Origin of the sequence: Pseudoalteromonas sp. Bsw20308, assembly GCF_000310105.2 — a bacterium.
Taxonomy (GTDB): Bacteria; Pseudomonadota; Gammaproteobacteria; order Enterobacterales; family Alteromonadaceae; genus Pseudoalteromonas; species Pseudoalteromonas fuliginea.
The window spans coordinates 1,639,305-1,651,950 of the sequence record NZ_CP013138.1 but is presented as its reverse complement, the minus strand read 5'-3'; the positions used below and the strand labels follow the sequence as shown (position 1 = coordinate 1,651,950).

Genomic DNA, 12,646 nt, shown 5'->3' with positions numbered 1-12,646 from the left:
CTACATAGAAAACCCCACTGCATAATCACAAGAGGGACTTTATTTTAATAAGGAACCCTTACAACCCCTTCCATTAATACTCGTGCACTGCGGCTCATACTTGCTTTGGTAACTAGCCAATTACCTGCAGTATTTTTAGCTTCAGCACCTACTTTTAGCGTGCCCGACGGATGACCAAAGTTAACTTCACTCAATGCGCCGCCACCAGCGGCTATATTTACGAGTGTGCCTTCGATTGCTGCGGCCGTGCCAATAGCAACAGCCGCTGTGCCCATCATGGCATGGTGCAGTTTACCCATCGACATAGCGCGCACTAATAAATTGATATTTGCAGCTTCAATAAGCTTTCCGCTAGACGCTTTGTAATCTAAAGGTGATGCAACAAACGCAACCTTTGGCGTATGTTGGCGAACTTGCGCTTCACTAATGTTAGTGATTAAGCCCATTTTAACAGCGCCATAAGCACGAATGGTTTCAAGCTTTTCAAGCGCTGCAACATCGTTATTTATATCGTCTTGCAGCTCTGTGCCGGTATAACCAATATCAGTGGCTTTAATAAATACAGTAGGAATACCTGCATTTATCATGGTTGCTTTTAAAGTACCAACACCTGGAACCTCTAAGTCATCAACTACGTTACCTGTTGGAAATAACGCGCCATCGCCATCAGCGGGGTCCATAAATTCAAGTTTTACTTCAGCTGAAGCAAAAGTAACACCATCGAGTTCAAAGTCACCGATTTCTTGCACTTCGCCATTTGTCATAGGGACATGCACTAATATGCTTTTTTTAATATTAGCCTGCCACACCCGCACGATAGCAACACCGTTATTAGGTACTCTGCTTCTATCGACTAAACCATTACTAATGGCAAAAGCACCGACTGCTGACGTTAAGTTGCCACAGTTACCACTCCAATCTACAAAAGGTTTATCTATAGCCACTTGACCAAACAAGTAATCAACATCGTGTTCGGCTTGCTCACTTTTACTTAAAATGACGGTTTTACTGGTACTTGATGTAGCACCGCCCATGCCATCCGTTTGCTTAGCATACGGATCGGGGCTGCCAATAACACGCAGTAATAAATTATCGCGCGCCTCGCCTGCTACTTGAGCAGGCTTTGGCAAATCAGTTAAATTAAAAAATACACCTTTACTGGTGCCGCCACGCATATAGGTTGCAGGCACTTTAATTTGCGGTTTAAACATAATGCTTGCCCTTATGCAGATTGTGTTGCTTCTAAAAAGTCTTGAGCAAAGCGCTGTAATACACCACCAGCTGCGTAAATAGAAAGCTCTTCTTGGGTGTCGATACGGCACTTCATAGGCACAGTAAGCACTTCACTGTCTTTACGGGTAATGCTTAAATTAACGGTGGCGCCTGGTTTTAAATCACCCGTTACATTGTACGTTTCACTGCCATCCAGCTTTAGAGTTTTACGCGTTGTGCCTGCTTTAAACTCAAGCGGTAAAACCCCCATACCAATTAAGTTAGTACGGTGAATACGCTCAAAGCCCTCAGCTGCTATTACTTCAACGCCTGCAAGTCTTACGCCTTTTGCAGCCCAATCGCGCGATGAACCTTGACCGTAATCGGCACCGGCTACGATAATAAGCGGTTGTTTACGCTCCATGTAAGCTTCGATTGCTTCCCACATACGGGTATTAGTACCTTGTGGCTCTAAGCGTGCGTAAGAACCTTGTTTAACGTCGCCGTTTTCGTCAAGTACCATTTCGTTTAGCAGCTTTGGATTGGCAAAGGTTGCACGCTGCGCTGTTAAATGATCGCCCCGGTGCGTTGCGTACGAGTTATAGTCTTCCTCTGGGACGTTCATTTTGGTCAGGTATTCGCCAGCAGCGCTGCTTGCCATAATTGCGTTTGATGGCGATAAATGATCCGTTGTAATGTTATCGCCAAGAACTGCAAGCGCACGCATACCGGTCATTGTGCGCTCACCCGCAAGTGCACCTTCCCAATAAGGAGGGCGACGAATGTAGGTGCTTTCTGGGCGCCAATCGTAAAGTGGGTCGTTATCTTCACCGTAATCTACGGTTAAATTAAACATTGGCTCGTATACTTTTCTAAATTGCTCAGGCTTAACGCTTTGCTTAATAACTGCATCAATCTCTTCGTCAGATGGCCATAAATCTTTAAGTGTAATATCGTTACCTTGTTGATCTTGCCCAAGTATTCCTTTTTCAATATCAAAGCGAATAGTACCAGCAATGGCGTACGCAACAACCAAAGGAGGTGACGCTAAAAATGCTTGCTTAGCATAAGGGTGAATACGCCCATCAAAGTTGCGATTACCCGAAAGCACCGCGGTAGTGTATAAATCGCGATCGATCACTTCTTTTTGAATAACAGGGTCAAGCGCCCCGCTCATACCATTACAGGTAGTACACGCAAAACCAACAATGCCAAAGCCAAGTTGCTCAAGCTCTGTTAGTAAGTTTGCATCTTCAAGGTATGATTGCACTGCTTTTGAGCCCGGTGCTAATGAAGTTTTAACCCAAGGTTTGCGCATTAAACCCTTAGCATTTGCGTTACGGGCAAGGAGTGCTGCAGCTATTACATTGCGTGGATTACTCGTATTAGTACAGCTAGTAATAGCAGCAATAATACACGCGCCGTCTGGCATTAAGCCCTCTTCATTTTCAACAATACCCGAAATACCTTCTTTAGCTAAATCGCTTGTTGATACTCGGCGGTGTGGATTAGATGGACCTGCAATATTGCGCCCCACGCTTGATAAATCAAACGTAAGCACACGCTCATATTTTGCGGTTTTTAAGCTATCGCTCCAAAGGCCTGCTGTTTTTGCGTAGTTTTCTACAAGGGCAATTTGTTCTTCTTCGCGACCTGTTAAACGCAAGTAATCTATTGTTTTATCATCAATATAAAACATGGCTGCAGTTGCGCCAAATTCAGGCGTCATGTTCGAAATGGTTGCTCTGTCGCCAAGTGTAAGCGCGTCGGCACCTTCACCGTAAAACTCTAAATAAGTAGAAACAACACGTTGCTCACGTAAAAATTCAGTAATGGCCAACACAATATCGGTAGCGGTAATACCTGGTTGGCGCTTACCTGTTAGCTCAACACCAACAATATCAGGTAAGCGAATATAAGAAGCGCGGCCCAGCATTACGCTTTCAGCTTCAAGCCCGCCTACACCCACCGCAATAACACCCAGCGCATCAACATGAGGCGTGTGGCTGTCGGTACCTACTAGTGTATCTGGAAATGCAATGCCATCTCGGTTTTGAATAACCGGCGACATTTTTTCAAGATTAATTTGATGCATAATGCCGTTACCCGGTGGAATAACGTCAATATTTTTAAACGCAGTTTTAGTCCAGTTTATAAAATGAAAACGGTCATCATTTCGTCTGTCTTCAATAGCGCGGTTTTTTTCAAATGCGTCAGGATCAAAACCGGCATGCTCTACCGCTAGTGAATGATCCACTATTAACTGCGTAGGTACTACCGGATTCACTTTAGCCGGATCGCCGCCTTTTGCTGCAATTGCATCACGAAGCCCAGCTAAATCAACAAGTGCTGTTTGGCCTAAAATATCGTGGCACACTACACGCGCCGGATACCACGGAAAATCTAAATCTTGTTTGCGCTCAATCAGCTGATTAAGTGCATCGGTTAACATGGCAGGGTCGCATCGGCGTACTAGGTTTTCGGCAAATACACGCGATGTATAAGGTAGTGTGGCGTATGCACCTGGCTTAATTGCATCTACGGCTTCTTGCGTATCGTAATAGTCGACATTTGAGCCCGGTAGAGGTTTACGGTATTGGGTATTATTAATTATGGTCATAATAAATTCGCTAATTGATGACGGTGTTTGCTCACAGCTAGCGTGTTTAATGAAAAGTTGAGAAAAACTGCTCGCTAGTGGCTATGTGCAATAAAAAAGTGAGCACATGCGTGCTCACCCATTTTTTAACGTGACTCTATTGGTGTGTAACTACGTGCATCGGGCCCTGTGTAATCGGCACTTGGGCGAATAATACGGTTGTTAGCACGTTGCTCTTTTACATGGGCAGTCCAACCAGTAACACGGCTCATTACAAATATTGGCGTAAATAATTTAGTTGGAATATCCATAAAGTGATAAGCAGATGCATGGAAAAAATCAGCATTACAAAACAGTTTTTTCTCGCGCCACATAATTTCTTCACAACGAACAGACACAGGGTAAAGTACGGTATCGCCCACCTCTGCCGCTAGTTTTTCAGACCATTTTTTAATAATTATATTGCGTGGATCAGATTCGCGATAAATAGCATGACCAAAGCCCATTATTTTGTCTTTACGTTCAAGCATGCCCATAATTTCTTTCTCAGCATGTTCAGCGCTTGTAAAACCTTGAGTCATATCCATTGCCGCTTCGTTAGCACCACCATGTAATGGACCACGCAGCGTACCAATCGCGCCAGTTACACAAGAATGAATATCAGATAAAGTTGAAGCACATACACGTCCCGTAAAGGTAGAGGCGTTAAATTCATGCTCTGCGTATAAAATTAGTGATACGTTCATCACTTGCGCAAATAACTCGCTGGGTGCTTTGTCGTGTAACAGTGTTAAAAAGTGTGCGCCAACAGAGTCGTCATCTGTTTGTGTTTCAATGCGTACACCATCGTGTGTAAAGCGGTACCAGTAACAAATAATACTTGGGAACACAGCAACCATACGATCAATTGCATCATTGGCTTGGCTAAAATCGTTTTCCATTTCAAGGTTACCCAACATTGAGCAACCGGTACGCATTACATCCATTGGGTGCGCGTCTTTAGGAATATTTTCAAGCACGGTTTTAAGTGCATCTGGTAAGCCGCGTAAACTTTTTAGTTTAGCTTTATATTGAGCCAGTTCACTGGTTGTAGGTAACTCACCGCGTGAAAGTAAAAAAGACACTTCTTCAAACTGCGCTTTTTCAGCAAGTTCGCTAATATCGTAACCACAATACGTTAAACCAGAACCGCTTTGTCCAACAGTACACAATGCTGTTTGACCAGCCACTTGTCCGCGTAAACCCGCGCCGCCTAATGCTTTATCTACCATGATCTTCTCCTATCTTAAATTTGTGTGTGATTTTATTATTTGTCAGATTTTGATGAAAAAAGTGTGTCGAGTGTGTTCTCGTACGTGTGGTAATCTAAAAAGTCGTAAAGTTCAGAGCGCGTTTGCATATTTTCAATTTGGCTTTGTTGCGAGCCTTCATTCAAAATTGCTGAATACACGTTTAATGCTGCTTTGTTCATGGCTCTAAATGCACTTAGTGGGTAAAGCACCATTTCAACACCTACATCGCTTAACTGCTCTTTTGTGTAAATAGGTGTTTGGCCAAACTCAGTAATGTTTGCCAAAATTGGAACGTTAATCGCTTTTGCAAATGCTTGGTAATCAGCAAGGTCGTGTACGGCTTCTGCAAAAATAGCGTCAGCACCGGCTTCAACACAGGCAGCTGCACGGTCAATAGCGGCATTTAAACCTTCTTTTTGAAATGCATCGGTACGGGCCATAATGTAAAAATCGCTATCGGTTTTTGCATCAACCGCCGCTTTAATACGGTCAACCATTTCACCTTGGCTTACAATTTCTTTATTAGGACGATGCCCGCAACGCTTTTGCGCTACTTGGTCTTCAATATGAAAACCCGCTGCCCCCGCTTTAGTCATTTCTTTTACTGTGCGCGCAATATTAAATGCGCCGCCCCAACCGGTATCGGCATCCACAAGTAGTGGTAAATCGCTAGCACCTGTAATACGGCGAATATCTTCAAGCACGTTATCAAGGCTTGTCATACCTAAATCAGGCATACCAAACGAGGCGTTTGCAACACCGGCACCTGAGAGGTAAATAGCTTGGTGGCCCATTTTTTCTGCCATCATCGCTGTGTAGGCGTTAATAGTACCTACCACTTGTAACGGGCGGTTATTGGCAATAGCGTGTTTAAATTTTAATCCTGCTGACATTACTTTCTCCTCACTTTGAACGGTTGCTACGTGGAGTAACTTATAGTTTTAATCTGTAATTGTGACTGTTTAACTGCTCTGCTTAGCTTTTAACTTTTAGCAGCTGATACTTTTTGCTTAGCTAATAAGTCGAATTTGGTTTGGATATTTGCTTGCGATGCGCTTATATGGCGCTTCATAAGCATTTCAGCCAGTTCGCCGTCGTGGTTTTCAATGGCGTTAATAATCGCTAAATGCTCATCAAATGCTTTTGATACACGCGGCCCCACCATGCCCATTTGTACACGGTACATCCGTATTAATTGATAGAGCTCATTACACAATAAATGAATTAAATGCGCGTTTTTACTGCCTTGAATAATACGGTAATGAAAATCTAAATCGCCGGCTTCTTGATAGTAAGATTCACCTTCTTTAACACGTTGTGTTTGTAGGTGCTGATTAAGTAATTGCTTTAAGCCTTTTATTTCTTCGGGTTCCATATTGTCGGCAGCCAGCCTACACGCCAAACCTTCAAGTGAGCAGCGAACTTGATAAACTTCAATCAAACGCTCAGCGGTAAGGGCAACTACTCGGCAACCTACGTTAGCTTTACGGTCAACAAGGTAGCAACTCTCTAAGCGATTTAACGCTTCTCTAAGCGTTGCACGGCTTACACCATAACGCTTTGCAAGTTCAGGCTCTGATATTTTACTGCCTTGAACTATACTGCCTTCAACAATCTCACGGCGCATATCTACAAATACCTGATCTGATGCGGTAGTAATAGGCGCTTCGTTTAAAAGTGTGTGTGTCATAAGTTATTTTTTAGATTGTCGACAATTAGTGTGGTTACTATGAGCTTATTAAAAAATCATGTCAACCCTTAAACCTATCAAAATGGCTAAAAAACACGCTCATTGTCGACACTATTAACCTAAAGTCGCATAAAAATGGTTTTAAAATGGACTAAAACAATGAAGTGTCGACAGGGCAATAAATCAGATGTTACGTCTTTAAGCGCTGAAAATGCATTATATAAATGCTATTATCGCGCTTTATTTTTATAGTATGAGCCAACGCGTGAACGCCAACACTTTTATTCCTGAGCACTTTATTGATGACGTAAAAACCTATTTACCAGCGCATCTAAACTTAGATGACTTTTTAAATGCGTGTCGCAGGCCACTCAGAAAATCTATCCGCGTTAATACATTAAAAATTAGCATTGAAGAATTTGTAGAACGTGCAACTGAAAAAAAATGGCTGCTAACCCCCATCCCTTGGTGCAGTGAAGGCTTTTGGTTAGAACGCCCAAGCGATGAAGAGCAAAACCTAGCCCTCGGTAATACCGACTTACACCTAAGCGGTGCGATGTACGTACAAGAAGCAAGTTCAATGCTGCCGCCTATTGCCTTAAAGCAAAGTATTGAACTCACAGGCACTCAAAATAACACCGTGCTTGATATGGCATCAGCGCCGGGCTCTAAAACCTCACAGCTAGCTGCGCTTATGAATAACCAAGGCGTGCTTGTTGCAAATGAGCTTTCGTCATCTCGTTTAAAGGTACTTAGCGCCACCTTAAAACGCATGGGGGTCGGTAACTGTGCGCTTTCGCACTTTGATGGCGTTATATTTGGCAACTACATGTTTGAATGCTTTGACAGCATATTATTAGACGCGCCCTGCTCTGGCGAAGGTACTGTGCGTAAAGACGCCGACGCACTAAAAAATTGGTCAATAGAATCAAACATACAAATAGCCCAAGTACAAAAAGACTTAATTAAAAGCGCATTTTACGCATTAAAGCCAGGTGGCACGTTAGTGTATTCAACCTGTACACTTACTCCGCTCGAAAACCAGCAAGTATGCGATTATTTACTCAGTGAATTTGGCGACTATATAGAGCCACAATCCCTAAGTGATTTATTTGAAGGTGCAAGCGAAGCCAAAACTAATGAGGGCTATTTACATGTATGGCCGCAAACCTTCGATAGCGAAGGCTTTTTTATTGCTAAATTTAAAAAGCACGCAAGTTGCGATAACCCAAATCAAACTGTTAAAAAAGGCGCGTTTCCGTTTAACGAGTTTGATAAAAAGCAAAGTGCCGCGTTTATGCAGTCGCTTAAAAAGCACTTTGAGTTAACTAATCTTCCTGGTAACTTAATGCAGCGCGACAAAGAGCTGTGGTTATTTCCACAAGGGTTTGAAGCCGTGCAAAATAAAATTAAGTACGCACGCTTAGGTATTCAAATTGGCATTATTCATAAAAATGGCGTAAGGCTAACGCACGAGTTTGCAACCGTATTTGGCAATGAGTGTAAAACTAATGTATTTGCTTTAAATAACGAGCAAGCAAATGATTATTTTCAAGGTAAAGATATACGCTTAACTGAAGCAACTCAGACAATAGGTGAGGTGGTATTAACTCTGTGTGGGTGCCCTATTGGGCTGGGAAAATGGCAAAAAAATAAGATTAAAAACTCACTGCCGCGAGATCTCGTGCAAAATACGCAGTTAATAAGCTGGGTATAAAAAATGGATAACCATTTTAAACTGCACATAAAAAATCTAAGCATTTGTTATTAAATATAACTAAATGCAAAATTTAGTTATGCATTTTATCATTACTTAACTACACTTTTAAGTACTTTCTTCTTCTCCCTAAGAATCTAGAAAGTTTTTTTAGTTAACGCAAGACTCAACAGAGAGTCATTCTAAAGCCCAGAGTTTTCCTAATTACTCTGGGCATTTTTTAATTTTCAACTAAATCAAACTCGGTTAATTCCCCAGAGCCATGAATCAATTGATAGCGCGCTAAATTGCCTTGTTCGAGTGTTATTACACTAATCGCAGAGTCACTTACTAAATACTTTTGCCCTTCGCCCTTAGTTTGGTGTTTATCTACTTCCATATGCCAACGTTTAGTAAAAAAGTTAAGTGGGCTTTTTGGTCCATATAAAATTGAATCTAGTTTATCGAGTACGTTTATTAATTTACGTGGAAATTCGTTTTTAATACCACTGGCGGTAAGTTGCCAAATTCGGTTTGGGTGATTACCAAAACGTTTTTGCACTGAAAAACAAAATGAATAGTGCACGTCTCCCGATAAAATAAGCGTTTCGTTTGGTGTATCAGTTCGCCTAAACGTATCGAGTAGTTTTTTAGCCGATCCTTCGTGTGCCATCCAGTTCTCTACATCAACCATAAGCGGTTGCCCGCAAATATTAAATATGGCTTGAATAGCTTCTATTGATTTAACACCAAATACGGGGGCTGGTGATACAATAATAACCTGATCGTGGCTTAATAGGCTTTCCTCAAGCTCTGTTAGGCGTTCCCAATCAAGTAGACCTGAAGGCTCGTTAAAATTTTGCTCATTTCGCCAACGGTGCGTACGTGTATCTAGCACCACTACTTTTGGGGTTGTAGTTAACTCGTAATGCCAAAAACTAAAATCGTTTAGTGGTTTATCAAATGCTTTAAACTGCCATAAATTATTAGCAGTACGGCTTTGCTTAAAAGGTGTTAGTAACTCGCCTGTTTTATTTAGTGCGTCGTTCCCCATTCCTTGGAAAAGCCAATAACTAATTAAGCCGTTATTAATGATTCGTTTACTACTTGGATTTTCATTTATAGCTTGCTCCCACCCAGCGGTGAGGTTCCAATCATCGGTTACATCGTGATCGTCAAACATCATTAATGTCGATACATTGGCAAACAACCGCTCTACTTCACTTAAGCCTTTTGCATAATCAATCAGTGCTGTTTTTTCAGCGTCAAAAATAGTTTTGTTTTGCTTGTTTTGACCTGAATACGTTGTATTTTGTATATCAATGCATTGCCAAGCAGCAGCACTAAAATTTAATAAATAAAGCGCTATGTATTCTTCAAAATGGATAAGGTGATTGTAGGCTTTTACACTTGAAAAGTGAGGTTCGTCTTTTTTTAGCCAGTAACCTATACCTAATTTTGAACGTTTTTGCCAAGGCGTTTTTGGTAAATACAAATGACGATTATAAAGTTGCTCTTTTATATCGTCCGGTAACTCAATGGCAAGTGGTTGCTCTTTATAAATACCGAGTTGCTTAACTAACTGATGAATAGCTAATAACATGGGGCCTGCTACGTCATCGGCGTAAACCTGATCGCCACTGAGCAAGAGTAGTTGTGCACCTTCGTTATTGTTGGCACGCTGGGTATTTTGCCAGTGACTTGCAGACACTAAGCTATCTTTTGCTGGATGATGTGCATTACGGCACGAGCCATGCAAAATATCACTGAGTTTATCGGGGATTACAAATGCAGGCGTTGTTTGACTGCTATAGCACCAAGGCGATAAATCGATTACTGTATCGTCAATTACAAGCTCATAGTTTAATAAGCTATCCAGAGGGAGTTTGTTCTCTATTGGCTTTATAATGACGAAATGCAGATACAAATGTTCCCCTAAAGAAACAGTGTGTTGATCGCTATAACACTCAACATTTAATAAGTTTATTTGGCAGTTTGCAGACTTGCTGGTAGCAAACTGAATACAGACTCCAGTTTTCTCTGCACGGCGCACCATTGGCCCCATTAGTAAAATAGGAAGGTTTGCCGTGTGAGTTTTCATGTATTTAGCCTTTAGCTGCTAATTTAAATAAAGAATAAAAGTTCTCGGTAGTCGCTTTAGCCAGTTCATTAAAGCTAATGCCTTTAAGTTCGCTAATGTAATAAGCAACGTCTTCTACGTATGCTGGCTGATTTGTTTGCCCACGATACGGTACCGGTGCTAAATAAGGCGAGTCGGTTTCTATTAATAAGCGATCGAGTGGGATTTTTTTTACGACTTCTTTTAGTTCTAAAGCATTTTTAAAGGTAACAATGCCGGAAATCGAAATATAAAAGCCCATGTCTATGGCTTTTTTGGCCATATCCCAGTCTTCAGTAAAACAATGCAATACGCCACCGCAATTTTCCGCTTTATGTTCACGCATTAAGTTTATGGTGTCGACACGTGCATCGCGAGTATGAATAATTAACGGCTTTTGTAATTCGTTAGCTACTTCAATATGCCCAACAAAACTGGCTTGCTGTACTGCATGTGTATCTTTTGAATAATAATAATCAAGGCCTGTTTCGCCAATAGCGACTACTTTGTCGTGCGATGCTAGGTCAATTAACTGCTGCTTGTTAAGTGCGTCTTTTTGATCAAGTGGATGTACGCCACAAGAAGCTGATACATCGTCGTAATGCTGAATTTTATCAAGCATACTCGGGAACTGATCAAGTGTTACACTTACACATAAAAAATGCTCAACCTTTTTAGCACGTGCTTTATCAAGCACTTGGTCAAGGTTTAAATCAAGTTTATCAAAATCAAGACGGTCTAAATGGCAATGCGAATCTACAATCAAAATTGGGCCTGTTTTTTACTACATGGTGTAAGTCGGATTACCGGAGTTTAACATAGTCCCCAGTAGTTTTTCGATCTTAGAATTAAGGTTTGTTTTATCATCTAAGAAAGTAATACCTATCCCTGGTGGGTTAGAGCTTTGTGCACCTTGTGGGGTGATCCACGACACTTTACCCGTCACTACATCATCTTCTAGTGCATCAGGCAAGGTAACTCTAAGTGCCAATGAGTGCCCTACTTCGTAACGCATATTAGTGGGTACAAATAAGCCACCTTTTTTTAAATAAGGCATATAACAACGATATAATTCATCTAGATCATCTATATCAACTAATAGCTCTTGCATGTTTAATCCTTTTTATGAATTACGTAATATGTGCGCTAATCGCGATACTGCAAGCGGTAAATTAAGCCCAAGGATTTTTGTGTTATTTTGCAAAAATTCACTCAGAGCCTGTTGCGCAATCTGATATGCATCAAAGCTCATGCCTTGCATTAACTGCTGCTTTAGTTGCTCACTTAAGAACAAAGTAAATATGCGAACAAGCTCAGGCTGTTTATTTATAATATCGACTAACACTTTAAAATTATGACTTTGTTTAAACTCAGTTGCAAACTTATAAAGCATATCAATACTTTGTAACTGACTTTGCTCTTGCCAATGCTTAACTTGTAATGGTTGGCTATAAAAAAGTGGCAACCAGCTATAACCTTTAATTTGCAATGACTCAAGCCATTGCTGGGCAAGTTGTGTGTTTATTACTTTTATATCTGTCTTAGCACACCGGCTTAATATCGTGGCCGGAAGCTGTGCAGCTTGGCTTGTTGTAAGTATCAAAAATCGGCTATTACTTGGCTCTTCTAGCGTTTTTAATAATGCATTTGCTGCGGCGGTTGTCATTTTTTCACAATTTTTAATAACAACTACTTTGTTACCATTTTGCGCCGCAGAGTGATTCATAAAATCACTGATCCCGCGTATATCGTCTACGCCAATACTTTGCCCATCAACCTGCGTTAAACGTTTATCAGGGTGCGTGCCTGCAAGTGTGAGTAAACAACTTTTACAGTGGCCACACGGTGCTAAAATACTATTAGCAGCTGCTGATTGCTGTACTATATTTTGGCACAATAAGGCGTTAGCTAACTGATCGCTTAACTCGAATTTACCAACGCCAATGGGTCCACAAAACAACTGTGCATGATGAAAACGCTGGCCACGAAAGCTCTGCGCTAAGCGTTGCTGTGTATCGTGTAGCCAAGGCAGTGCCAT

10 protein-coding genes are annotated in these 12,646 nt (G+C 41.4%); 1 reads left to right on the top strand and 9 read right to left on the bottom strand.

Features of this window, described 5'->3' with window-relative positions; all coding sequences use genetic code 11:
* Window positions 1-44 precede the first annotated feature (44 nt).
* From prpF to D172_RS07090, 5 genes are all read right to left on the bottom strand, one after another.
* Window positions 45-1,211 (bottom strand): 2-methylaconitate cis-trans isomerase PrpF, encoded by a 1,167-nt coding sequence (gene prpF, locus D172_RS07110; RefSeq protein ID WP_007375253.1) that lies wholly within the window; start codon window positions 1,209-1,211, stop codon window positions 45-47.
* 11 nt (window positions 1,212-1,222) lie between these two features.
* Complete coding sequence (gene acnD / locus D172_RS07105) at window positions 1,223-3,832, bottom strand: Fe/S-dependent 2-methylisocitrate dehydratase AcnD (RefSeq protein WP_007375254.1); 2,610 nt, start codon at window positions 3,830-3,832, stop codon at window positions 1,223-1,225.
* Window positions 3,833-3,957: 125 nt separating this feature from the next.
* Complete coding sequence (gene prpC / locus D172_RS07100; RefSeq protein WP_007375255.1) at window positions 3,958-5,082, bottom strand: bifunctional 2-methylcitrate synthase/citrate synthase; 1,125 nt, start codon at window positions 5,080-5,082, stop codon at window positions 3,958-3,960.
* A gap of 35 nt (window positions 5,083-5,117) precedes the next feature.
* Entirely contained in the window at window positions 5,118-5,996 is an 879-nt protein-coding gene (prpB, locus tag D172_RS07095) for a methylisocitrate lyase (RefSeq protein WP_002962361.1), read from the bottom strand.
* A gap of 89 nt (window positions 5,997-6,085) precedes the next feature.
* Window positions 6,086-6,793, bottom strand: a complete 708-nt coding sequence (locus D172_RS07090) for a GntR family transcriptional regulator (protein ID WP_007375256.1) — start codon at window positions 6,791-6,793, stop codon at window positions 6,086-6,088.
* Between the two features lie 265 nt (window positions 6,794-7,058).
* Between D172_RS07090 and rsmF the strand changes: the two genes are divergently transcribed.
* Window positions 7,059-8,510, top strand: coding sequence for a 16S rRNA (cytosine(1407)-C(5))-methyltransferase RsmF (rsmF, locus tag D172_RS07085; protein ID WP_033022945.1), 1,452 nt, complete (start codon window positions 7,059-7,061; stop codon window positions 8,508-8,510).
* A gap of 220 nt (window positions 8,511-8,730) precedes the next feature.
* Here the strand turns inward: rsmF and D172_RS07080 are convergent, their stop codons facing one another.
* The 4 genes from D172_RS07080 to D172_RS07065 are packed head-to-tail and all read right to left on the bottom strand — an operon-like array spanning window position 8,731 to window position 12,646.
* Window positions 8,731-10,590, bottom strand: a complete 1,860-nt coding sequence (locus D172_RS07080; RefSeq protein ID WP_007375258.1) for an alkaline phosphatase D family protein — start codon at window positions 10,588-10,590, stop codon at window positions 8,731-8,733.
* A gap of 4 nt (window positions 10,591-10,594) precedes the next feature.
* Entirely contained in the window at window positions 10,595-11,374 is a 780-nt protein-coding gene (locus D172_RS07075) for a TatD family hydrolase (RefSeq protein ID WP_007375259.1), read from the bottom strand.
* Between the two features lie 18 nt (window positions 11,375-11,392).
* Window positions 11,393-11,719: a PilZ domain-containing protein gene (locus D172_RS07070; RefSeq protein ID WP_007375260.1), complete on the bottom strand. Its 327-nt coding sequence runs from the start codon at window positions 11,717-11,719 to the stop codon at window positions 11,393-11,395.
* 12 nt (window positions 11,720-11,731) lie between these two features.
* Complete coding sequence (locus tag D172_RS07065) at window positions 11,732-12,646, bottom strand: DNA polymerase III subunit (RefSeq protein WP_007375261.1); 915 nt, start codon at window positions 12,644-12,646, stop codon at window positions 11,732-11,734.

Excerpts from the sequence above, each read along its gene's own strand:
- prpF (WP_007375253.1), bottom strand. The coding sequence starts at position 1,211 with ATGTTTAAACCGCAAATTAAAGTGCCTGCAACCTATATGCGTGGCGGC.
- acnD (WP_007375254.1), bottom strand. The coding sequence starts at position 3,832 with ATGACCATAATTAATAATACCCAATACCGTAAACCTCTACCGGGCTCA.
- prpC (WP_007375255.1), bottom strand. The coding sequence starts at position 5,082 with ATGGTAGATAAAGCATTAGGCGGCGCGGGTTTACGCGGACAAGTGGCT.
- prpB (WP_002962361.1), bottom strand. The coding sequence starts at position 5,996 with ATGTCAGCAGGATTAAAATTTAAACACGCTATTGCCAATAACCGCCCG.
- D172_RS07090 (WP_007375256.1), bottom strand. The coding sequence starts at position 6,793 with ATGACACACACACTTTTAAACGAAGCGCCTATTACTACCGCATCAGAT.
- D172_RS07080 (WP_007375258.1), bottom strand. The coding sequence starts at position 10,590 with ATGAAAACTCACACGGCAAACCTTCCTATTTTACTAATGGGGCCAATG.
- D172_RS07070 (WP_007375260.1), bottom strand. The coding sequence starts at position 11,719 with ATGCAAGAGCTATTAGTTGATATAGATGATCTAGATGAATTATATCGT.
- D172_RS07065 (WP_007375261.1), bottom strand. The coding sequence starts at position 12,646 with ATGGCACTGCCTTGGCTACACGATACACAGCAACGCTTAGCGCAGAGC.